Origin of the sequence: Candidatus Xiphinematobacter sp. (genome assembly GCA_016766635.1) — a bacterium.
GTDB lineage: Bacteria > Verrucomicrobiota > Verrucomicrobiia > Chthoniobacterales > Xiphinematobacteraceae > Xiphinematobacter.
In genome coordinates, this window is record CP068473.1 from 325,428 (window position 1) to 348,116 (window position 22,689).

Consider the following 22,689-nt stretch of genomic DNA (forward strand, 5'->3'; position numbering starts at 1 on the left):
GTTGACCAAAAAATCTTAGTGATTTACCAGCTTACCTCCTGGCCCTGCTTGGTGTCCTTTATATTCCACCCCAAAGCAAGAATTTCCTTGCGTAGACTATCGCTAATGTTCCACTGCCTCTTGGCACGTGCTTGTTCCCTTAAGAGAAGCAGGGAGGTCACCTTGTTAGGCAACTCCAGCTGCCGGTAATTTGGTTCCAGACAGAACACAGAATGGACCTGCTTAATCCAGTCTTCCAAAAAGGCAATGTTGGAGAATGAGAGTTTCCCCTGGTCCAAAAGTCGGTTAGAATCCCGTACGATATCGAAGACATTGCCCAGCGCAGCCGAGGTGTTTAGATCGTTGTCTAGTGCCCTCCCGAATGCTGCAGTATCCAATTGTGGAGGTACAGGTGTTGTGGACTGCAACGAAATACTGCTGATTCTGCTATGTAAACGTTGGGTCCACTCATCCAAACGCCTTAGAGTACTTCTGGCCCCCGCAAGGCTCTCAAAGGTAAAATTCAAAGGCTCTCTGTAGCGGGTACTAGCAAGCACATACCGAACTTCTCTTCCTGTCCATCCTTGATAGAGAAGGTCTCGCAGGGTTAAGGAATTACCTCTGGATTTGGACATTTTTTGCCCATTGACTAGAAGGTGCCGGCAATGCATCCATAGTCTAACAAAAGGTTTTCCGGTGACACACTCTGACTGGGCGATCTCTGCCTCGTGATGAGGAAAGATGTTATCTTCCCCACCGCAGTGGATGTCGATACTTGGTCCAAGAATGCCCGTGGCCATAGCGCTACACTCAATATGCCAACCAGGTCGTCCCACGCCCCACGGACTGTCCCAACCAACAGCATTGTCCTTCTCGTCCCACGCCTTCCAAAGGGCAAAATCTCCCATATTTTCTTTTCCATATTCGTCGCTCTTTACACGCCCGGAGGGCCTTAACTCGTCGAGATGAAAATGCGCAAGTCGCCCATACATAGGAAATGTCGATAATCGAAAATACACGGAACCGTCCGTAGCTTGGTACGCATGGCCTCTTTTGATAAGAGTGGCAATCATCTCAATCATACGTCCAATATGGACAGGTGCACTTGCCTCTGGATAAAATTCGGCTCTCCTTATCCGGAGCGTGTTTAGGTCCTGGAAAAACGCCTCTTTAAAGGGTCGGGTAAAATCTGCAAGAGAGGTGCCTGCCTCGTGGCATGCACGAATAGTTTTGTCCTCTACATCCGTTAGATTCATCACGCGTCGCACGTTAAACCCACGAAACTCTAGGTGGCGCTGTAGCAGGTCTTCAAAAACATAGGCGCGAAAGTTCCCGATGTGAGCCAGGTCATATACCGTCGGACCACAAGTATAGAGCAGAACGGTCTTTCCCTTGGGATCCAGGGGGGAGAACTCCTCCACCCTACGGGTGAGAGTGTTGAAGAAAGCCAGCATTATATGCTATATTCCCTCCCTTTCAGAGGGACACGGCAATTCCCCCTGGAAATAAACCAAGGACGCGATAGCCAGTGCAGCAATACCCTCCTTTCTCCCAAGAAACCCCATTCTTTCGTTGGTAGTAGCCTTAATCCCAACGCGTGGGGGTTTTATATCAAGAACCCCGGCAAGTTTTTCCTTGATTGCGTGTGCATGAGGTGCAACTTTAGGCGTTTCAGCAATCACGGTGCAGTCTATATTGCAGACGATTAACCCTTCTGCGCGCAGGAGTGTGCTAACCCTTCGCAAGATCTCCAGGCTGCTTATGCCGCGGACAGATCTGTCCGTATTCGGGAAAAGGCAACCAATGTCCGGCTTCCCAGCCGCACCCAACAAAGCATCCGCAAGCGCATGCGCTAACACATCCGCGTCGGAATGACCCTCCAGGCCGCCTAGCTGGGACTCTTCTATACACACGCCCCCCAGAACCAGAGGGCGACCTTCTTTGAAGGAATGAACATCGTACCCTATACCTACTAAAGCGTTCCTCATAGGCTGAGATGAATATTTCCGTTTGTAGCAACAATCGAATATTTGTCAGGTTGTACTGGATGAGGGCTGAGCTCTACCCTACCCCCGGCCTTTTCAATAAGAGCTATACCAGCTGCTACGTCCCACAGATTGATCTGGCCTTCAACATAGGCATCTAGGCGACCACAAGCTACATAGGCCATGTCTAGGGCAGCGCTTCCCATAATCCGGCACTTGTTCACCACACAAACCATTCTTTGAAACAAAGTGAGACCAGACTGAATAGCTACAAGAGACTTGGAGAATCCTATAGAGATCACCGCATCGGCCAACATTTTACGCTCACTTGCGAAAATTTGTGCCCCATTAAGAGTGGGGGGAGATTCATTTTCTACCGCCCAGAGCTCATCCCGCATGGGGTCATAAATGACACCAACCAGGACTTGTTCCCCATAGCGCAGAGCAATAGAGACAGCAAAATGTGGGATTCCCCAGAAAAAATTTGAGGTTCCATCAATCGGATCGATTATCCACTGATAGGCAGTAGAAGTGTTCTCTATTACCCCTTCCTCCCCATAGATAGCGTGATCAGGGAAATCCCTTAGGATGACGCCCTCTATGAGATTTTGCGAACGCTTGTCAAGCTCTAACTTGATGTCATGTGCCTCTCGGGTCTCCACGCGTAGTTTTTTTCCAAAATGAGACCGTAGAAATCCACCAGTTTTAAGTGCTGCTTCACAAGCGCTTTGAAGAAAAGTTTGCATTTCAGCCTAGGGATGATTGTATGTAGCGCACGCTTTTTTCCGGCTCACTAGAGCATTAAGAAGTCCTATCCAAGCCATAGGCAGAGATTTCCAAGCCATAGGCAGAGATTATTAATAATGGAAGAAGGATCACTAGAATCTTCAAAGGTTGCCTACATAAGGATGCACTTGTGGGTCATCCTCTGCACTCTCGGTGCGTAGCTTTCCTTCCGTCGTCCCGGAGAGAAGCTGGTGGGCGCGTGCAGCAATTTCTTCCACTGGCCAAAGTTTCCCAACCCCTTCGTATCCGCAAGCAAGTAGACCGCTCCTGGGTTAGCTTTCCTTCCGTCGTCCCGGAGAGAAGCTGGTGGGCGCGTGCAGCAATTTCTTCCACTGGCCAAAGTTTCCCAACCCCTTCGTATCCGCAAGCAAGTAGACCGCTCCTGGGTCCAACAAATTCCATTCCCCGTTTGGTAAGAAGTGTGACGTTGGCCATGGTTGCGGGATGTTCCCACATTTTTCCATTCATTGCTGGGGCGAGCAGCACAGGAGCACGGCATGCCAGAGCTATTGAAGAAAGCATGTCATCAGCAAAGCCCATGGCCAATTTTGCAATGATATTTGCAGTAGCCGGTGCCACAAGTAGAAGGCTCGCGGAGTCCGCAAGAGCAATATGGCCTGGATGCCAACCGCCCTTTTCTTCAAATATATCTGTTAGAACTGGATTTCTGGAGAGAGTACGCAAGGTAAGCGGTGTAACGAACCTGGTAGCTGCCTGCGTCAGAATGACATGGACCGCATAACCAAGCTTCACTAGGGAGCCGGCAAGATCCGCCGATCTGTAAGCTGCAATTGAGCCACAGACACCGAGCACAATAGTCTTCACAGCAGCACGCTAATTCATTTCCTAGAAAAGGAGCCTCCGGCTCAGATACCGCTCAGCTCGGATAACAGCGCGGAATTTAGCAATGTCTTCCTCCATAGAACCGCTAACAATTGTGTACTTATACTCTTTCCATCTGCACATTTCCTGCCTGGCAGTAGTAAGCCGCATCCTAATTTGTTCTTCTGTTTCTGTTCCGCGACGCACTAGCCTACGCCTGAGCTCTCTAAGATTGGAGGGCATAATAAATATATCCGCTAGAGCTTGCAAGATGAAGAGGTCCCCACAGGCCCGAATGGAGGCTGCTCCCTGAGTGTCAATGTCTATGAGGACGTCCACTCCCTTTTTAAGGTGATCAATTATGGTGCCCTTCAGGGTACCATATTTTTGTCCGTGGACTTCAGCATGTTCCAAGAATTCTCCTTGTACTAAGTGAGATCGAAACGCCTCTTCGCTTAAGAAATGGTAATCCTCTCCGCTGATTTCTCCAGGGCGCGGCTGCCGAGTCGTACAGGAGGCAGCGTAGATAAAATCACCCTCCTGCCGCAAATTAGAACACAGCGTGCTCTTTCCGGTCCCCGATGGGGCAGAGACAACAAAGAGGATACCAGCGTGTGATGGCCGAACAGAGGACTTTCCTCTACTAAGGATTGCTTCCCGACCATTTTCGGTTTTAAGGCACATGATTAGCAGACGCGGAAACATAGCAGGACTGCCCGAAGCAGATCCCCTATGGCCCCCAAGGGATTTTTTAGAAACGGCAAACCAAGGAGCAGGTGGTAAGGGTGCTCCTTTGCACGCTAGTTATCTAACCGAGAAGCGGGCACATCCTCATATCATAAGGATAATGCTGGATCAGCATAGAGTGTGCTAGCGGAGGAGCCAGTAATAAGCACGTCAAAAATTCGACCGACGTGACGATTAGAACCATCAAAGATGACCGGTTGATTGGTCCGAGTGCGCCCCTTAAACCGGCTAGGATTAGTTTTGCTAGGACCCTCACAAAGAATCTCCATACGAGTCCCTACGCGGGTCGCGAGCTTCCTCTCGCTAGTAACATGGAGAAGATGGAGTAAGTCCCGATTACGGGCTTCCTTGATATCCTCGGAAACTTGCTGCTGCATGGCAGAAGCTGAAGTCGCTTTGCGAGGCGAATAACGAAAGATAAACGCATGGTCAAAACCAGCAGCCCGGTAAACCTCTTGCGTAGCCAAATGGTCTTCCTCCGTCTCTCCGGGGAAGCCTACAATAAGATCGGTACTGATAGCAAGATCAGGTCTGACAGCTCGCAGCTTTTCCACAAGTCTAAGGTAGGTAGCCACAGTATAACCCCGGTGCATTGACTTCAGGATGCGGTCTGATCCCGATTGAAGCGGTAGGTGAACGTGTTCCATAAGTTTCGGAAGTCTTGCAAAACAGTCAATTAAGTCCTTCTGAAATCCTATTGGATGGGGGGAGGTGAACCGAATTCTCTCCAATCCCTCTATTTGGTGAATTCGTTCAATCAACTGCACGAAAGGGGTCTTGTTGTCTACCTTTTGAAGAGAGTGACGTCCATAAAAATTGACGATCTGACCGAGTAGAATGACCTCTGATACTCCCTCATCTACTAGCGTTTGTACCTCCTCCACTACCTCTTTCATGGAACGTGACTTCTCGGAGCCACGGGTTTTCGGCACAATGCAGAAAGCACAGTGCATATTGCACCCTTGCATAATGGACACAAAAGCTGTCACTCGCTGTTGCTTGGTGGGAGTGCGGCGAGTGTGACTCAAGGTACTTATGGGAGGATCTTGTTCCTCGCCCACTTCCACAATAGGTAGACGTTCGTCGTCTATCCGCGCCTGCTGAAGACGTCGGAAGATTGTGTCTACGTATTCAGCTACACGATGAGTCTTCTGTGTCCCCACCACTAGATCTACATATGGAGAGATATTGAGCAACTCGGCACCACGGATTTGAGCCATACAGCCTAGGTAGCCAAGTATCAAACGCGGGCGTTTATAGCGAAGCTTCCGCAACATTCCCATTTTCCCGATGGCCTTCCGCTCAGCCATCTCACGGACGCTACACGTATTAAGCAAGATGACATCGGCCTCCTCCTCATTCTTCACCAAACAATAACCACGGGCCATAAGCATTTCGGAGACTTGTTTAGAATCCTGTTCATTCATTTGGCAGCCGTACGTCTTTATGTATAAATTCGGCATGGAAAGGGCCCCTCAGTATATGTGATCGCATAAAAAACTCTAGCCACTTGTTCCCCTATCCGTTTTCTAATAAAAAGAACAAACCACAAAATGTACTTACCAAGGAGCATCACGGCCGAAATCAGCACGGTCACTCCGTCCTGCCTTGGATATCATATGCCGGCAGAGTGGGAACTCCACGAGGCGACATGGCTCTCTTGGCCTCACCCGGGAGGCTGTAGTTTCTCTACCTGTTATAGAGAGGTAGTTCCAACCTTTGTGCATATGGTGGAGGTTCTCTCCACTTCGGAACTCGTCCGAATCAGTGTCTCAGGATTAGAACAGGAGAGGCAGGTTCGTTCCTTACTCAACGGCACTGTGCCACCGGAACGAGTAGAGTTTTTTCACATCCCTACCAATGAACCTTGGTGCCGCGACTACGGACCTATCTTCGTCCAAAGAGACAGAGCTCCGCAGCTTGCTGTGGTAAATTTCGGCTACAATGCCTGGGGAGGGAAATATCCACCCTATGATGCAGATAATGCCGTCCCTATCCGTGTAGGTAAGGCACTTAACCTTCCAATATTCGATCGTCAGGGCCTTGTGCTGGAAGGAGGTTCGATAGATGCCAACGGAGCAGGTACATTACTCACCACTGAAAATTGCCTCCTCGACTCTCACCGGAACCCCGGATGGACCCGGTACCAGATTGAGGAAGTTCTGCAGGGTTCCCTAGGCGTTGACACAGTTCTCTGGTTGGGCAATGGAGGAATCTCCGGTGATGATACAGACGGGCATGTAGATAACATGGCACGCTTTGTTGCAGAAGACACTATCCTTGTCGGTATTGAAAAGAACGAGAGGGATCCAAATTTTCAACCTCTCCAAGAGAACTTACGAAGGATCCAAGAAGCAAAACTCAACCATAATCGCTGCCCCAACGTTATTACACTGCCCATGCCAGGACCCCTTTTGATGAAGGGACAACGGTTACCCGCCAGCTATGCTAATTTCTTTATCGGAAACGAGATCGTTCTCCTTCCTACATTTGCAGACGTCCACGATAGCCAGGCACTTTTTATCCTCCAGGGGATTTTTCCCTCTCGTAAAGTAATACCCATTAATTGTTGCAGACTTATCTGGGGCCTTGGCGCCTTTCACTGCTTGACTCAGCAACAGCCAATCTCCAGCAAGCTCTCGATAGAACCAGAGCCGCAGAAGTCCACCGTACTGGCTACCGAGGAGTAAAACACTTACAAATACTTACGGGGCACCATCTCTTGGGTATACGGTTGCTTGTGGAACCCCACTTCTTTACTTCTTTTTTTAGTCTCCTAGGTTCCCTTCCCTAACCTTAGGTTCCCTTTCCTAATGAGAGGTGCCATCCAGACACATATTTCGTAGAGTCCATACATGGGTGTTGCCACAAGAAAGAGAGTGAACAAATCGGATGTCGGAGTGATAATAGCGGCCAAGAGGAGAATGACGACAAGAGCAAACGCCCGCTTTCTCCTTAAGGAAGTGACGTCCAGCAGTCCCAGTCTGACAGCGAGGAATGTACCGAGGGGTAACTCAAAAGCCAGGCCAAAAGCAATGATAAACTGTGTTGTAAACGTGTAGTACTCGCGGACTGTCCAGGTGGGACGCCACTGCATGGAACGGGCATCTAGGAAAAAAAACGCCAGAGCTGCGGGAAGTAGCACAAAATATGCAAGAGCAACTCCTGATAAAAAAAGGAGAGCACAAAACACACCGGCGGGAAGCAAGAGCTGCCTCTCGCGTTTGGTAAGGGCTGGCAGGATAAATTCTCCCAAGAAGAAAATTAGGAAGGGGAGGGAGAGCGTTAGACCTGTATAGAAGGATATTTGGCAAGAAACCACCATCGAATCCGCCACTCCAAGGGACTGCAGATGAGTTGCTTGGTAAGGATCTGTTGCTGTTAGAGGAAGCTGCAATAGTCTCGCAAGATCCGTTCGAAAGGCGAAGCAAGCCAGAATCATAGTAGTTAGTGTTACTACCATTTTGATTAGCATGCGACGGAGGTCTTCTATGTGATCAAGGAATGGTTTCGGTTCATCTCGATTTTGTAAGTATCCAAAAAGTTTGTGCCAAAAACTCATCTTGCTTAAAAAGACAGCGGACCTAAAGAGTATGCACGTGTTCCGTGGAAGAGATGTGGGGCATACCAAGGGATACAAAAACACAGCGCGTATGTGCCGTTAGCCTCCCGTTGTGAATAGAAAAAGCATACATTCTGCAAAAGGCTATGCGCCTTCTTTCAAAGCATTCTTCCAGTAAGTGAGTCGTTCCTCGACACTCACAGGAGCGGTAGCCCCAATAGCTGTTCGGCGTGCAAGTGCCTGCTGAAGATCAAAAACAGCCTCCACATCAGCTTCAAACAGTGGAGAAATAGCGCGTAGCTGCTGTAGCGATATTTGACTAAGAGGCACGCTTAATTGGAAAGCCATTGTGACGATATGCCCAACCACTTCGTGGGCCTGACGGAAGGGTAGGCCCTTCAACACCAGGTAATCAGCCAAGTCCGTTGCAAGCAGTAGGGGGTCACCAGCGGCGGTAGCTGCCCGATCTTTTCTCACACGGGCTGCGTTTAGCATCTCTTCAAAGATAGGAAGAGCCGTACTGGCAGTATCAAAGGAATCAAATATAGCCTCCTTGTCTTCCTGAATGTCACGATTGTAAGCCATAGGTAACCCTTTAAGGGCAGTAAGCAACGAGATTAGATTACCGTAAAGACGACCCGTCTTTCCACGAGTGAGCTCCGCAACATCAGGATTCTTCTTTTGAGGCATTAAACTGGAGCCCGTAGTATGCTGATCACTCAACTCAAGAAATCCAAACTCCTCTGAAACCCATAAGATTATGTCTTCGCTAAGTCGAGAGAGATGCATGCCCAAAATGGCCAGCGCAGCAAGAAATTCACAAGCAAAATCTCTGTCACTAACAGCATCTATACTGTTTTGAGTAATGCGGGAAAAGCCCAGTTCCCTGGCGAGCAGTTTACGATCTAGCACAATGGTCGACCCAGATATGGCACCAGAACCCAGAGGCAATTCGTCCATCCTTTCCATACAATCATGCAAACGACTCCTATCACGGGCCAGCATTTCCGTATAGGCGAGCAAATGGTGGGCCAATAAAACTGGTTGTGCCCGCTGGAGATGGGTATAGCCTGGGATACATACGCTGAAATTGCGGGAAGCAAAGCTTACAAGGCTAAGTTGTAGACTGGCGCACTGTCCACGCAGTTTAATAATGGCCTCTCGCAAGTATAAACGGAGATCCAAGGCTACCTGGTCATTGCGGCTTCGTGCCGTATGTAGCTTGGCCCCAACGGGTCCAATCCGCCGGATCAGTTCCACCTCGATATTCATGTGGATATCTTCCAGCGAATCGTTGAATGTGAACTTCTTCTGATCTATCTCCGCCTGGATTGCAAGCAATCCTTTTTCGATTAAAAGGCGTTCTTCTTCCACTAAAATGCCTGCTGCAACTAGTGCCTTAGCATGAGCTAGGCTTCCTTGGATGTCATGCCGATACAGCCGCCAGTCGTAGGAAATAGATTCCGTATAACTCCTAAGAAGCGCGGACGCCTCCCCCGAAAATCTGCCTTTCCGGATAGTACTCCTACTCACGGCGTTTTGGACAATTCCCACGCAGTCGCAATTCCTTGCAATGCCCCTCAATTCGTAACACCTTACTTTCTAGAAAAAATCCTAGTCTACGGGAGATACGGTTCTTCAGAAGTTCCGTATTTATGTCCTCAAACTCGGTGATTTTGTTGCAATCCACACAAATTAGATGGTTGTGAATGGGACGCTCTATAAAGTTAGGATCGTAGTATTGAACTCCATTTCCAAGATCCAACCCTCTTAGAAGTCCGCTTTCCGTCAAGAGCGGTAGAGTGCGATATACTGTGGCTCTGGACACAGAGAAGTCGATTTCCTTGGCCATTCGCAATAAACCTTCCGCACTGAAGTGATCGGAGGTGGAAAACGCTGCTCGGATGATAGCATTCCGTTGCGACGTTTGGCGCAACCCTTTGCTCTCTAAAAACTTGCGAGCTGCGGCACAAACCTGCTTGCGATTCTCAAGATTCATGAGAAGACCCTAAGATCGAATTGCTAGTAGTCAAGAAGGCAAAACATTTAAAAGATCCAAAAAAGCTTCCTACCACTCAACAGCGGGCATAACGAAAAAACCACGCTCCTAGTTTTAGATCGGAGCACTTTCTAGAGTTGCCTATTTTTCATTTTTATTTACCCTGCTTATTCTCTAGACCTAGATATTGAAGAATCCGGCAGTGTAGCACAAAAAAGAGAGAAAAAGAGCTGCCAGCCTCCCCTTTTTGCCTTTGGAGGTCTCCTGGGGATGTGTAGGTTGAGCCTAGTAAGAGCAACTCCAGGAATCGTTGTCGGTTCCATTTCATTATCGTTGCAAAACAAACCATGAACTGTGCCAAAACAAAAAAGCTTTAAACCTCCTACTCTTCCGTCAGAGTGCAGAGATCAGAAACACAGCTTATCCGCAAGGCTGCATCCTGCTTGCGGACGGAGTGGTGTCCATCAACTCTATCCATGGTAAAATGTCGCCTCTTCTACTTGATAGGTCTCACGGTAATGTTTCTCTCCTCCGGGTGTACTACCGCTGATTATTTTTATCCTGCCGGGAGCTTCAAAGAAGAAAGCCGGATTCCCTGGAATCGCCCAGCAGATTGGGAGGGAGTTGGTATCTCCCTGGACCAGCCAGGGTAAGGTGTCTCAGCATAAAAAGCCACTTCCGGCAACCGGTTAACCATAACCAGTTACCATAACATCCTTAGTATGAGTACATTGGTGATTCGTGGTGGTGCAATTGGCGATTTTGTTCTTACATTGCCGGCGATCCGGTTGCTGCGGATGGCATTTCCAGAAGCACCGGTAGATATTCTAGGTTGTTATCCCGCCATCCAGCTTGCAGAGGGACGATTTTACGCACGGGCAACGCGCAGCCTGGACAGCGCTTCATTGTCGGGTCTTTTCGCCCCACGAGCACAACTTAGCAAGGCACTTCGTGAGTATCTTGCTGGATTTCAGATAGTTATCAATTACATTTACGATCCTTGTTTTTCCGAAAATCTCCTTCGCATCGGAGTACAATGTCTCATCCAGGGATCTTCAAAAATCGACGGTGATACACATGCTGCCTATCAACTAGCGCGTCCACTTGAAAAGCTGTCTCTCTTCCTACAGAACCCGGCAGCTCAGATTTTCTTATCTAATCAGGACCAACAAAATGCTTTATATGTGCTCAAGAATATGGGATGTGGAACGCCTTTTTTCGTGATGCACCCGGGCAGTGGTGGAGCGGACAAAAACTGGCCGCTCGCTTGCTGGAAAAAACTCTTTTTATGGGTTCTTCAAAAATTTCCCTATTATAATCTGGTGTGTGTCGGGGGAGAAGCTGATAAATTGGCGCTTAAGTATTTCTCTCTTCAGATTTGCTCTCCGCGTCTATATTACCTAGACGGTCTTCCCCTCCCTACTCTTGCTGGAGTACTCTCTCAAGCTTGTGCCTTCGTCGGACAAGATAGTGGAGTTTCCCACATAGCTGCTGCAACCGGTATTCATTGTCTCCTCCTCTACGGCTCTACAAATCCTAGTGTATGGGCGCCAGCAAATATCCTTGTATCGATTGTATCCCACACTACCTCTATGCAGGACCTCCCCTTTGAGGTAGTGCAGTGTACCTTCCAATCTCTTGTACAGCGGATAGGATAAAAAGGTATGGAGACAATTTTGGCTGTGGATCCTTCCTTGCGGAGTACAGGCTATGCAGTTCTATGTAGAGATACAGAGGTCCACTGCCTGCGGTTTGGAACTATTCGCAGTACCGCAGCGCTTTGCCTTTCTAGATGTCTCCTTTCCATTCACCAGAATATCGTGCAGCTCATTGCAGAGCATTCTCCTGCCTCCCTTGCCGTAGAAGCAATTATTTTTGTGCAAAATCACCGTACTGCTATTAGCATGGGGGGGGTCCATGGAGCCGTACTCCTCTCTGCTGCAGAGCAAGGGCTTCCTGTTCATGAATATGCACCTAGAAAAGTGAAACAGGCCGTTGTTGGGTATGGAGCTGCAGAAAAACGTCAAGTAGCCTTTATGGTAAGATCTATACTTGGGCTAGCGGAGACACCATCTAAGGATGCCGCTGACGCTATTGCTATTGGCCTTTGTCACTTTCAAGCCAGCTCTGCAGCCCTTTTCATCGGGCAACCAGGTCCTAATATCTAAAGCTCTAAGCGAGATGGACGCACCTACTGTAGAATGGCTAGGCAGGATTCCCTATAGGGAAAGCTTATTTTTCCAAAAGTACTGGGTCGAAAAAACCTCCTCTTGTGGAGAGGAAAGGCTACTCTTTCTTGAGCACGAACCGGTCTTTACCGTCGGAAAAATACGGGACAAATCAAGTCTCTTAGACCCGGCCCTTCTCCCATTTCCTGTCTACCACACCAATCGAGGTGGACAGGCCACTTATCACGGTCCCGGTCAACTTATTTGCTATCCCATCCTTAACCTATCTTCTAGGGGGCGTGATCTTCACAGATACCTCCGTTTCTTGGAAAGAGTACTAATTGCCCTCATGAGGGCATATGGACTGAGCGGGAGGCGTAGGAAGGGCTTTACCGGCGCCTGGGTAGAAAATCGGAAAATTGCTTCTATCGGTATTGGGGTGCGACAGTGGGTTTCCATGCATGGATTTGCATTTAACGTTACCAAGGAACTGACTGGCTTTTCAGCCATTGTTCCCTGTGGGATTTCTGGGGTTGTCATGACTTCTCTTTCCCAAGAAATTGGATCAGAGGTAGGTGTGTATGAGGTTGTGGAAGTCGCTAGAATTACCTTTCTTAGCCTTTTGGAGAGTTTGCCAAACGGGCAGTTTTAGTGAGTAATTTCCCGCATCTCTGGAGAAGGGGTACGCCGGGCTCGGAAAACACCCCCTTTAGGTATTCCAAGGTCAGATAAGTCACAGGCGTTGTGAAAAGTGTTAGTATTTGTGATGCTAATATTCCTCCTACAATGGCGACCCCGAGCGGCTGGCGTAATTCAGCTCCGCTTCCTCTTCCTATTGCAAGCGGCAAAGCTCCAAGTAAGGCCGTTATATTCGTCATAAGAATGGGGCGAAATCGTTTTATAGCAGCCTGGTAAATCGCTTCATATGCACTAAGACCTCGTCTCCTTTGGGACTCTACGGCAAAATCGACCATGATGATGGCATTCCTCTTCACAATTCCAACTAGTAGGATAATACCAATCATCGCCATAATGCTAAGCTCTATTCCGACTAGGAGCAGGGCAAGGAGTGCTCCAATGCCCGCCGTAGGCAATGTAGAAAGAATGGTTAACGGGTGGAGCAGACTCTCGTACAATATCCCCAGGACAATGTAGACTGCCACAACCGCAGCTAAAATGAGCAAGAGTTGGGATGAGGAAGCCTTTCTGAGAAGTTTTGCATTTCCGACGAATTCCCCCCTAATAGAAAGAGGCATGTGGAGTTCACCATATGCCTTCTCCACTGCCTCTATGGCTTCACCAAGTGAAACTCCTTCTTTCAGATTAAAAGCAAGTATCACTGCCGCAAATTGATCCTCATGGTTGACTGAAAGTAAAGACCTTTCCCTTTTAAAGGAGGCTATCGTGCTTAGGGGCACTAAGTCTCCAGAGGAAGATTTGATGTGAATTTTATTGAGAGAATCGGGGTTACCAGAAAATTCCGGGCCTGTCCCCAAAATCACGTGGGACTGATTGGTGCTGGAATATATGGTGGACACCTTCTGTTGGCTGAATGCACTGCGTAGTGTAGCGCTAACCTGCTCGGACTGAATGCCCAAGCGCCCGGCAAGGCTATGATTGATGCTGACCTTTATTTGTGCACTATCAAGTTCTTGACTGCTCTCTACATCAACTAGTTTTGGGTGCTCTCTCAGTTTTTTGAGCAAACGAGGGGCCCATTCTAACAGAGTTGAGGAGCTATCTGAACGCAGGGCATACTGATGTTGAGCCATGCCAATGCGGCCACCCATACGAAGTTCCTGTGCTGGAAAAAGGTGAAGTGCCATTCCCTGTACTATGGCTAACTTTGGCCGAAGACGATGGATAACCTTCTCTACACGCACTCTGCGTTCCGAGAGCGGCTTGAGGGAAACGTAAAGGTAACTACTGCTTGGAGAAGCATCTCCCCTATGTATGATGGACACCACACTTGCTACTGCGGGGTCAGCCAGGATAACTTCCGCCAGCCGCTGTTGTTTAGACTGGAGAGCTGGATAAGATAGATTCTTAGAACTTGCCGTTACACCAAACATCAATCCTGTATCCTGCTGTGGAAAGAAACCCTTAGGAACTATTTTGTAGAGGAATAGAGTACCTACTAAGGTAATTAAGAGCAGCCCCTGGACAAATCTCTTATGCTGCAATGCCCACGTTAGACTTACTTGGTAGCAAGTCACTACTCTTAAAAATGAGGCCTCCGTCCACACAATAAAAGTGTTGTGTGAGTGGAGAGTTTTTTTGCGTAGGAATCGAGAACAAAAAGTAGGTATAAGAATCAAAGACACAATACTTGAGATAAGAATTATCGTGCTCAAGCTAATAGAAAATTCCTGAAAAATTCGCCCTGCTATCCCTCCCATAAACAGAATAGGTATCAAGGCAGATATTGTTGAAAGGGCCATTGATACCACTGTAAACCCTACTTGTCTTGTGCTGCGCAGGGCAGCCTCTATAGGAGCGTATCCCTCTTCTATGTAACGCATGATATTCTCTATAAGAACGATAGCATCATCTATTAAAAATCCTACTGAGATAGTTAATGCCATTAGGGAAATACTATTAAGGCTGAAGCCGCAAAGTGCCATCACTCCGAAAGTAACTGCGAGAGAAAGGGACATCGCGGTCCCTGCTATGATAGTGGGCATCCACTGCCGTAGAAACAGGAATATTACTAAGAGGACTAGAGCAATGGTCAGAGCTAATGTCCATTGGAGATTGTAAATGGATTCACGGATAGTTTGCGTGCGATCTATAACGATTTCTAGGTGTACCCCAGAAGGTAGCCAAGAACGGAGAGCAGGCAACATCTTGTGGATCTCCTCAATTATGCAAATGGCGTTTGCACTTGGATCCTTAAATATTGGTAGGATCACTGCACGTTTGCCGTTAAACCATCCTCCATGCTGGGCGTTTTCCTCCGCTTTAGTGATACGAGCTATTGAGGAGAGCGTAACTGGAGTTCCGTTTCCTTTGGCAATCACTAGTGATTGGTACTCCAATGCATTAGAAAGCTGATCATCGGTATGGAGTCTGTAGAATTGGTTACCTGCTGACATAAAGCCCCTAGGAATAAGGGAGTTAGAATGAGCAAGAAAGTCTTGTAGTTCGTTGAGACTCACACCCATATTGGCAAGCAGAGCCGGATAAGCTTGTATGTGGATAGCAGCTCTTGCCCCACCGTAAACCGGAACTCGACTAATTCCCATAATCTGACTTAAGCGCTGTGCTACAATGTCCTCTGCCAGTTTGTATACTTGAGTAATGGGCAACGTATTAGATGTCATGGCAAGCACTCCTATGGGAGTGCTGGCAAGGTTTATTTTGTGAAACACGGGCGGTGTTGCACCAGGGGGAAGGTCACTTTTTGCTGCTTGAATGGCTTCCTGAATATCCTTTACGGCACCATCAATGCTCCTATTCAAGTCGAACTGGAGCGTAATGAAGGAACCACCTAAAGTGCTAGAGGAAGTCATTCTCTGTAGTCCCGTAATCTGTCCCAGGCGTTTTTCTAGGGGAGCCGCTAGGGATAGAGCAATTGTTTCAGGGCCAGCTCCCGGCAGGGAAGAGGAGATGTTAATAGTTGGAAGGTCTACGTTGGGCAATGGGGAAATTGGTAGAAAAAGGCAGTATGCCGACGTTCCTAGGAGGAACATTCCCGCTACTAGCAGGGAGACGCCGCGAGGATGTTCAACAAGGAACTTTACGAGGCTCATGTCGCCGGCAAGGCTACTAAGTAGCCACTCTCTTCCTCCACTGCTTTATACATTGCTCCAATCTATCAAGATAGAGATACACCACCGGTGTGGTGTAGAGAGTCACAAGCTGAGAAAGCAGCAATCCACCAGTAATTACTACCCCTAGTGGCCTGTACAGCTCAGATCCTAACCCGGACCCTAAAGCCATTGGTATGGCTCCTAACAATGTGGTAGCTGTCGTCATCATGATGGGTCGGAATCGTAGGAGAGAGGCCTGATAAATTGCATCTCTTGCCGAAAGATGCTTCTCCCGCCTTGCATCCAGAGCAAAATCAATCATCATGATTGCGTTCTTTTTTACGATACCGATTAGGAGAATAATGCCGACAAGGGCAACTAGAGAAAGCTCTAGTCCGCAGAGTAGAAGAGCAAGTGTGGCTCCTACCCCAGCGCTAGGCAGTGTAGACAATATGGTAATTGGATGGAAATAGCTCTCGTAGAGTATGCCCAGCACGATATAGACTGTCGCAAGGGCCGAGAGGACAAGAAAGAATTCTTTTTTGAGGGTAGAGTGGAATTCTGCAACGCTCCCCACGAAATGAGTCTGGATGCTCTTTGGCATGCCCATAGATGCTTGCACCCGTTCAATAGAACGTATAGCCCCCCCAAGGGAGAAACCGGGACGTAGGTTAAAGGAAATTGTTGCCGACGGAAATTGTCTATAATGGGAGATCATTATAGGAGCCGGTTGGGTATTTGCTCGTACGAGAGATCCTAGGGGGACTAGCCTCCCATCCATGGTGGAACTTATGTGGAGTTTTTCCAATACCCGTGGTGAGTTTCGAAAACCTTCCTCGTTTTCCATGACAATGCGATATTGATTGAGGTCAGTATAGATTACTGATACTTGGCGTTGTCCAAACGCATCATAAAGTGTGTTACCGATGGTCTGGACGGGGATACTGAGCCGAGAGGCAGTCGTGCGATCAATCGCAACGTGGAGTTGGAGTCCGAGGCGTTGTTGGTCAGTGGCTATATCGATAAGACTGGGCTCAGCCTTCAACTTGTTGAGTAGTTTGGGTACCCATTCTTGAAGGGTGCTGGAGTGTACATCTTCTAGTGTATATTGGAACTGTGTTCGGCTAGTGTGTGTATCTATCTGTAAATCCTGTACTGCCTGCAGATGTAGGCGGATATTTGGCACTCGCTGGACAGTTCTTGAGAGGCGAAGCATGATTTCTTGCGCACTTGCACGCTCTTTGCGAGGTTTTAGCACAATATAGAATCTCCCTATATTTTGCGTAAGATTAGCTGTACCAGCACCAACAAAGGCTGCTACCCTGAGTACCCCGGGGTCTTGAGAGAGTTGTTGCGAAATGCGTTTTTGTAGCTCCATCATCCTACCGAAGGAAATATCCTGAGAGGCATCCGTTACACCGAGAAGCAGCCCGGTGTCTTGCAGTGGCAAAAACCCCTTCGGAATCATCGAAAGCAAGATCACCGTAGTAATGGTAGTGACTACCGTGACCACAATGGTCATCCGCTGATGCTTCAATGTCCAGCTCAGAGAATGACGATAGAGCTGAAGGAGCCAGCTGGAAAAAAAGTTGAAGTAATATTGAATCCTTGATGCCTCTTCCTTCGAGTGCATATCTGATGCGTCCAGTACCTTGGAACACATCATGGGGGTTAAAGTCAGGGATACTAGAGCAGAGATTGCAACGGCACAGCTCAGCGTAATGGAGAATTCCCTGAGGAGACGCCCAATTACTCCGGGCATGAACAACAGGGGAATAAACACTGCTATGAGCGAAATGCTAAGTGAAATGACCGTAAAACCGATTTGTTGGGTTCCCTTTAGAGCAGCCGATAGAGGAGACTCCCCCTGCTCCATGTGGCGGACGACATTTTCAGTTACCACGACAGCATCGTCTACTATAAAGCCGGCTGAAATGGTCAGCGCCATTAAGGAAAGGCTGTCCAAGCTAAATCCGGAAAAATAGAGTAGGACGAAGGTCCCTAACATGGAAATTGGCAAAGTCACAGTAGGGATGAATGCAGTGCCCAATTTCCTTAGAAAGAGCACAAGCACCAGTATGACCAAAGAAACTGTCAGTAGGAGAGTAAATTGTACATCCTGCATAGACGCCCGAATTGTTTCAGTGCGGTCCGAAAAAACAGAAAGATGCATCCCGGCTGGTAAAACACGAGTAATCTGCGGGAGGATAGATTTGACCCGATTGGCTGTGCGAATGATGTTGGCATTCGGCTGCCTTTGAATATCCAGGAGGACAGCCTGCTGGTATGGCTGCTGGTAGCTAGCGATCCAAGCCCGTGCCAAGGAATTTTCGACCCCATCTTCCAGAGTTGCCACATCTTGCAAACATACAGGTACCCCGCCTTGATGGGACAGAAGCACTTTAGCAAGCTCACTGGCATTTCGAATTTGGTCGTTAGCTCCTATGGTTAATGATTGTCGGACCCCCTCAAGGCTCCCCTTTGGGGAATTAGCGTTGGCTCTTATAATCATCTTGCGTACCTCCTCTAAACTAATTCCTTTCGCAGCGAGAGTGGAGGGGTTTAGTTGAACTCGTACTGCTGGTTTTTGGTTGCCTTGGATAGTTACTAGTCCAACTCCAGAGACCTCGCTGAGTCTCTGTGCTAGGATGGAATCCACGCAATCGTTAACCCTCACCAAGGGCAAATTATCCGAGGTAATGGCGAGGGTCAGAATGGGCATATCCGCTGGGTTCACCTTGTGGTAGATGGGGGGATGCGGCAAGTCCTTAGGCAGGACACTACTGGCCACACTGATGGCTGTCTGCACATCTTGAGCGGATTGGTCCATATCCTTTCCCAAGACAAACTGTAGTGTGATCACAGTAATACCCATAGCGCTGGCGGATCTCATAGAAGCCACTCCACTAATTTGCCCTAACTGCCTTTCCAGTGGGGCTGTTACCAACGAGGCCATCACCTGGGCATCTGCTCCAGGATATCTGGACACCACCTGAATTGTCGGGAAATCTACCGATGGCAATGCAGAAACTGGAAGCAGTCGATAACTGAGCAGACCTGCGAGGGAAATCGCTATCATAAGCAGGGAAGTGGTGACAGGGCGTTTAATAAATGGCTCTGAAATACTCTTCATAAGTTCTCGGCTCTCTAACCCCTGGAGGTCGGCGCACCGACTCTTATCCTGACCGCTCAGAGAGAATTACTGGCTGCTCTCCTTGGAAGAAAGGTAAGCTGCAACGTGGGAATTGTGCTGGAGACGGTACTGCCCCTCTATAACCACATTTTCCCCCACACCTAGACCTGACTGAATTAATGTATACCCAGACTCTACAGGTCCAGTAACTACTGAACGCATTATTGCCCTTTTTTCCTGCCCTACCACATATACATACGAGCCATGAGGGCCTAGTTGCACGACCTCCGTTGGAACCACTACCGATTTTGGGAGTGTCTTCAGCAAAAGACGAACATTTACAAACTGGCCGGGCCAGAGCTGGGAGTTCGTATTCTTACAAGCCGCCTTCAACTGAAAAGTTGCAGTAGATGGGTTAATCTGATTGTCAAGCACTACTAGTTTACCTCTGTTCAAAACAGTTTGATTATTTTGATCTAATACGAGAACCAGCAATTGCTTTCCCTGAGTGAATGGTTGGAGGATTTGCCCTAGGTAGCGCTGTGGGAGTGCGAAGGAGACATAAATCGGTGCAATTTGATTAATGGTTACAATGATGCTACTGCCTATAACCAGATTGCCGGCATCCACTTTTCTGATTCCAGTTCGTCCAGCAATAGGGGCCGTAACCTTAGTCCACTCAAGTTGCATCCTTTGATTGTCCAGATAGGCTTCATCTGCTCGTACCGCTGCTTCCAGCTGCGCTACCAGGCATTTCTGTGTATCATAAGAGTGCTGATCGAGGACTGCTTTCTCCAAAAGTCGTTGTTGGCGTGCGAGAGTAATACGCGCGCTCTCCAGTTGAGCCTGGGTTTGGAGTTTTCTAGCGAGAGCCTGGTCATGTCTGGTCTGATAGAGTCGTGGGTTAATTGTAGCTATTACGTCTCCCTCTCTGACCACCTGTCCTTCTCGAAAACAGATCTCTCGGATCTGTCCAGACACACGTGCTCTAACCTGTACTGAGCGATAGGCTTGAACAGTTCCAAGCCCATCGAGGTAAATTGGAAAATCCCTTGTTCTAGCAGCCACCAACGTGACCGGAACAACCTCTTCTTTGATGGAGCGGGGGAGCGCCCGAGTCTGGTGACGATGAGCCATCACTCCCCATATGGTTACGGTTCCTGACAGGAGCAGTAACAAAAAAAGCACCTTTCTCTTTTCCCGGACAAGTCTTCCAAAAGCAGAAACTGAAGGAGCTTTACTCCGCCAGAGTATGTCTTCGGCTGGCTTACTAAGAGAACCTTTCTTTTCAGAAAAGTTTGACATGTAAAAGGAAGGAGATGCGTGAGAAGGCCTTGGAGAGGCTTTACAGGTGGATATACTGCCACAGAAAGTCAGCACCCTACAGGTCCCATTTCCCCACTCTTGCTTTATGCTTAGGCTAGGCTTTGAGAAAGTTCTGTAAGAGGGCCTTTCCGTTTTCTGTTAGAATAGACTCCGGGTGGAATTGTACCCCATGGAGAGGGAGTTCTATGTGTTGGATTCCCATAATTTCCTTCTCTTCAGTTTCCGCTGTGATTCCCAAACAATCTGGGAGAGATTCTCGTCGAAGTAAGAGGGAATGATATCGGGTGGCCTGAAAAGGATTGGAAAGACCTACAAAAACACCCTTACCCTCGTGATAAATTGAAGAAGTCTTACCATGCATGAGGTGCTTGGCACGGACAACCTCAGCCCCAAAAACTGCGCCTATACACTGGTGTCCCAGGCAGACCCCCAGGATGGGGAGGCGGATCCCGAAGTGGCGAATTATTTCTCCACTGACACCTGCCTCCCGAGGCGTACACGGGCCTGGCGAAATACAGATGCGATCCGGCTGAAGGATCTCTACCTCAGAAAGGTCTACTTTGTCGTTTCGCCGTACAACTACGCGAGCCCCCAACTCGCCGAAGTATTGCACAAGGTTATAGGTAAAGGAATCGTAATTGTCGATGACAAGAATCATGGAGGAACGGCCCTGGCAATCTCTAGCGCGCGAAAAGAAGCCATGGCCTTATTCACAGTTTCCTGGTATTCTCCTTCTGGAGTGGAGTCAGCCACTATTCCCCCCCCCGCTTGTACATATGCCCTGCTACCCTTCAGGAGGATTGTCCGTAGGGTAATGCAGGAATTCAGGCCGCCATCGTAGCTAAAGCACCCCACAATCCCAGCATATGTACAACGTTTGCTTGTCTCTAGCTCATTGATGATCTGCATGGCACGCACTTTCGGAGAACCAGAGACGGTACCGGCAGGAAACGTGGCTCGGACAACATCGAAGGCAGAATTGTTTCCTATCAACCGTCCTTCAACATGCGAAACAATATGCATAACGTGGCTATAGTGCTCTGTTGTCATGAAGTCGGTCACCTGTATCGAACCAAATGCTGCAACACGCCCCATATCGCTGCGTGCCAAGTCTACTAGCATGAGGTGTTCTGCACGTTCCTTGGCATCTGAAAGCAGTTCCTTCTCCAGAGCCGCTGCTTCCTCTCTACTTCGACCGCTTCGACGTGTTCCAGCAATTGGACGGATCTCAACCTTTCCCCTTCTTACCCGCACATGTACTTCTGGAGAGCTACCTACAAGCGAGAAACCTCCAGGGAAGCGTAGGCAAAATAGGTAGGGTGACGGGTTAATAAACCGGAGAGCGCGATATACTTCCAGAGGATCTCCGTCATAGGAGCATTCGAACCGTTGAGAGAGTACTACCTGAAATACATCTCCAGAATGAATCCACGCTTTTGCACGTTCTACCATGCTATGGTAACGCTCATAGGTGGTGTTAGATTGAGGGGGATGGGGTATGGAAGAGGGGAACACGTTGGCTGGAGAGGAGAGAGGCATGAACTGCATGGGTTGGGAGAGTCGCTCCACGACGGAATGAATTCTTCCTGCTGCTACGTCAAAAACCTGGTTGGCCGGAAGCTCTTTTGTTAGGGCGCTGGCAACTACCCTGAGACGATAGAGGTGATGGTCAAAGACAAGAACTATCTTTGGAACAAGAAAAAACATGTCTGGCAATCCCAATTCGTCCTTGGACGGAGGAGGGATAGTAGGTTCAAACCAGCGGACAGTATCGTAAGCAAGATAGCCAATAGCTCCTCCCCAGAATGGAAAAAGATTCTCCTGAGTGGGAGAGCGATGTCGGATCATAAACTTCTCTACCTCACTTAGTGGGTCCTGCACATCTAAGAGTGTTATGCGGCTTCCACCTCGTGTCACCTGCACCCTATTTCCCTCAGCGGAAAATGTGGCATGCGCACCAAAAGCAATGATCGAATAGCGTCCTGCTAGATTATGCCCTTCTGCAAACTCTAATAAAAAAAGCACTTCCTCACCAAAAAGCTTGCGGTATGCAGAAATCGGCGTTTCATGGTCTGCTGCTAGCTCTGTCCAAATCGGGACGACGGGGGGAAGGTCTCCACCGAAAGCAGAGGCTAAAAACTCCTCCTTACCAGGAAATAACTGTAGCATTGAGAGCGGGCGGCATGAGCGGACGGGGTCAAAATGGACAGGTCGATCCACTTCCTAGATCTTACCCCCCAGACTACTAATCAGGAATCTACCTTAAACTCAATCCTTAAAGTTTTTCAACAAATGGGAATTTTCTTAACTGCACCACTTGGGAGTGAGCTTTGAACTAGAAACCTCATCAACACTTTTTATCTGAGAACGGCGATAATGAGAAACCAACCCAGCTCTAGTACACGCAGGCCTCCTTTGTCTGAACGGGCA

At 48.5% G+C, this 22,689-nt stretch carries 18 protein-coding genes; 4 read left to right on the forward strand and 14 right to left on the reverse strand.

The annotated features are described in order from the left end of the window. Positions 1-23: 23 nt before the first annotated feature. The 6 genes from JMM79_01425 to miaB form a co-directional block, all read right to left on the reverse strand. A complete protein-coding gene (locus JMM79_01425) occupies positions 24-1,433 on the reverse strand; it encodes a cysteine--tRNA ligase (GenBank protein ID QQY08613.1) in 1,410 nt (469 codons plus the stop codon). A 6-nt stretch (positions 1,434-1,439) separates the two neighbouring features. After that, positions 1,440-1,967: a 2-C-methyl-D-erythritol 2,4-cyclodiphosphate synthase gene (locus JMM79_01430; protein ID QQY08614.1), complete on the reverse strand. Its 528-nt coding sequence runs from the start codon at positions 1,965-1,967 to the stop codon at positions 1,440-1,442. After that, the gene (locus tag JMM79_01435; protein ID QQY08615.1) at positions 1,964-2,710 is read right to left on the reverse strand and encodes an inositol monophosphatase; all 747 of its coding nucleotides are present in this window, start codon (positions 2,708-2,710) and stop codon (positions 1,964-1,966) included. The genes JMM79_01430 and JMM79_01435 overlap by 4 nt, the downstream gene beginning before the upstream one ends. 175 nt (positions 2,711-2,885) lie before the next feature. Beyond that, the gene (locus JMM79_01440) at positions 2,886-3,575 is read right to left on the reverse strand and encodes a phosphopantothenoylcysteine decarboxylase (GenBank protein ID QQY08616.1); all 690 of its coding nucleotides are present in this window, start codon (positions 3,573-3,575) and stop codon (positions 2,886-2,888) included. 21 nt (positions 3,576-3,596) lie between these two features. Beyond that, entirely contained in the window at positions 3,597-4,256 is a 660-nt protein-coding gene (gmk, locus tag JMM79_01445) for a guanylate kinase (GenBank protein QQY08617.1), read from the reverse strand. Positions 4,257-4,408: 152 nt separating this feature from the next. Next, complete coding sequence (gene miaB / locus JMM79_01450; GenBank protein ID QQY08618.1) at positions 4,409-5,782, reverse strand: tRNA (N6-isopentenyl adenosine(37)-C2)-methylthiotransferase MiaB; 1,374 nt, start codon at positions 5,780-5,782, stop codon at positions 4,409-4,411. 156 nt (positions 5,783-5,938) lie between these two features. Here miaB and JMM79_01455 point away from each other — a divergent pair, with 156 nt between their 5' ends. Then, complete coding sequence (locus JMM79_01455; GenBank protein ID QQY08740.1) at positions 5,939-7,009, forward strand: agmatine deiminase family protein; 1,071 nt, start codon at positions 5,939-5,941, stop codon at positions 7,007-7,009. Positions 7,010-7,095: 86 nt separating this feature from the next. Here the strand turns inward: JMM79_01455 and tatC are convergent, their stop codons facing one another. From tatC to JMM79_01470, 3 genes are all read right to left on the reverse strand, one after another. Next, positions 7,096-7,881: a twin-arginine translocase subunit TatC gene (gene tatC, locus JMM79_01460; GenBank protein QQY08619.1), complete on the reverse strand. Its 786-nt coding sequence runs from the start codon at positions 7,879-7,881 to the stop codon at positions 7,096-7,098. A gap of 144 nt (positions 7,882-8,025) precedes the next feature. Continuing rightward, the gene (gene argH, locus JMM79_01465) at positions 8,026-9,399 is read right to left on the reverse strand and encodes an argininosuccinate lyase (protein ID QQY08741.1); all 1,374 of its coding nucleotides are present in this window, start codon (positions 9,397-9,399) and stop codon (positions 8,026-8,028) included. A gap of 7 nt (positions 9,400-9,406) precedes the next feature. Continuing rightward, positions 9,407-9,880: a transcriptional repressor gene (locus tag JMM79_01470; GenBank protein QQY08620.1), complete on the reverse strand. Its 474-nt coding sequence runs from the start codon at positions 9,878-9,880 to the stop codon at positions 9,407-9,409. Between the two features lie 722 nt (positions 9,881-10,602). On the opposite strand from JMM79_01470, the gene JMM79_01475 reads away from it, so the two are divergent. The 3 genes from JMM79_01475 to lipB are packed head-to-tail and all read left to right on the forward strand — an operon-like array spanning position 10,603 to position 12,700. Further along, on the forward strand, positions 10,603-11,538 hold the full coding sequence (locus JMM79_01475) for a glycosyltransferase family 9 protein (GenBank protein QQY08621.1): 936 nt from the start codon (positions 10,603-10,605) through the stop codon (positions 11,536-11,538). Between the two features lie 6 nt (positions 11,539-11,544). Then, positions 11,545-12,048: a crossover junction endodeoxyribonuclease RuvC gene (ruvC, locus tag JMM79_01480; GenBank protein ID QQY08622.1), complete on the forward strand. Its 504-nt coding sequence runs from the start codon at positions 11,545-11,547 to the stop codon at positions 12,046-12,048. A gap of 13 nt (positions 12,049-12,061) precedes the next feature. Continuing rightward, positions 12,062-12,700 (forward strand): lipoyl(octanoyl) transferase LipB, encoded by a 639-nt coding sequence (gene lipB / locus JMM79_01485; GenBank protein ID QQY08623.1) that lies wholly within the window; start codon positions 12,062-12,064, stop codon positions 12,698-12,700. Here lipB and JMM79_01490 read toward each other — a convergent pair. The 5 genes from JMM79_01490 to JMM79_01510 form a co-directional block, all read right to left on the reverse strand. Beyond that, a complete protein-coding gene (locus tag JMM79_01490; protein ID QQY08624.1) occupies positions 12,663-15,800 on the reverse strand; it encodes an efflux RND transporter permease subunit in 3,138 nt (1,045 codons plus the stop codon). The two genes, lipB and JMM79_01490, sit on opposite strands and share 38 nt — an antisense overlap. 16 nt (positions 15,801-15,816) lie before the next feature. Further along, complete coding sequence (locus JMM79_01495) at positions 15,817-18,933, reverse strand: efflux RND transporter permease subunit (protein QQY08625.1); 3,117 nt, start codon at positions 18,931-18,933, stop codon at positions 15,817-15,819. A gap of 66 nt (positions 18,934-18,999) precedes the next feature. Further along, positions 19,000-20,070, reverse strand: coding sequence for an efflux RND transporter periplasmic adaptor subunit (locus tag JMM79_01500; GenBank protein ID QQY08626.1), 1,071 nt, complete (start codon positions 20,068-20,070; stop codon positions 19,000-19,002). A gap of 283 nt (positions 20,071-20,353) precedes the next feature. Continuing rightward, complete coding sequence (locus tag JMM79_01505; GenBank protein QQY08627.1) at positions 20,354-20,917, reverse strand: aminodeoxychorismate/anthranilate synthase component II; 564 nt, start codon at positions 20,915-20,917, stop codon at positions 20,354-20,356. Continuing rightward, complete coding sequence (locus JMM79_01510; protein ID QQY08742.1) at positions 20,914-22,428, reverse strand: chorismate-binding protein; 1,515 nt, start codon at positions 22,426-22,428, stop codon at positions 20,914-20,916. The genes JMM79_01505 and JMM79_01510 overlap by 4 nt, the downstream gene beginning before the upstream one ends. Between the last annotated feature and the right edge of the window lie 261 nt (positions 22,429-22,689).

Bases quoted from the DNA above. Each gene is read 5' to 3' on its own strand.
- JMM79_01425 (QQY08613.1), bottom strand. From the start codon at position 1,433: ATGCTGGCTTTCTTCAACACTCTCACCCGTAGGGTGGAGGAGTTCTCC.
- JMM79_01430 (QQY08614.1), bottom strand. From the start codon at position 1,967: ATGAGGAACGCTTTAGTAGGTATAGGGTACGATGTTCATTCCTTCAAA.
- JMM79_01435 (QQY08615.1), bottom strand. From the start codon at position 2,710: ATGCAAACTTTTCTTCAAAGCGCTTGTGAAGCAGCACTTAAAACTGGT.
- gmk (QQY08617.1), bottom strand. From the start codon at position 4,256: ATGTGCCTTAAAACCGAAAATGGTCGGGAAGCAATCCTTAGTAGAGGA.
- miaB (QQY08618.1), bottom strand. From the start codon at position 5,782: ATGCCGAATTTATACATAAAGACGTACGGCTGCCAAATGAATGAACAG.
- JMM79_01455 (QQY08740.1), top strand. From the start codon at position 5,939: ATGCCGGCAGAGTGGGAACTCCACGAGGCGACATGGCTCTCTTGGCCT.
- tatC (QQY08619.1), bottom strand. From the start codon at position 7,881: ATGAGTTTTTGGCACAAACTTTTTGGATACTTACAAAATCGAGATGAA.
- JMM79_01470 (QQY08620.1), bottom strand. From the start codon at position 9,880: ATGAATCTTGAGAATCGCAAGCAGGTTTGTGCCGCAGCTCGCAAGTTT.
- JMM79_01475 (QQY08621.1), top strand. From the start codon at position 10,603: ATGAGTACATTGGTGATTCGTGGTGGTGCAATTGGCGATTTTGTTCTT.
- ruvC (QQY08622.1), top strand. From the start codon at position 11,545: ATGGAGACAATTTTGGCTGTGGATCCTTCCTTGCGGAGTACAGGCTAT.
- lipB (QQY08623.1), top strand. From the start codon at position 12,062: ATGGACGCACCTACTGTAGAATGGCTAGGCAGGATTCCCTATAGGGAA.
- JMM79_01490 (QQY08624.1), bottom strand. From the start codon at position 15,800: ATGAGCCTCGTAAAGTTCCTTGTTGAACATCCTCGCGGCGTCTCCCTG.
- JMM79_01495 (QQY08625.1), bottom strand. From the start codon at position 18,933: ATGAAGAGTATTTCAGAGCCATTTATTAAACGCCCTGTCACCACTTCC.
- JMM79_01500 (QQY08626.1), bottom strand. From the start codon at position 20,070: ATGGCTCATCGTCACCAGACTCGGGCGCTCCCCCGCTCCATCAAAGAA.
- JMM79_01505 (QQY08627.1), bottom strand. From the start codon at position 20,917: ATGATTCTTGTCATCGACAATTACGATTCCTTTACCTATAACCTTGTG.
- JMM79_01510 (QQY08742.1), bottom strand. From the start codon at position 22,428: ATGCTACAGTTATTTCCTGGTAAGGAGGAGTTTTTAGCCTCTGCTTTC.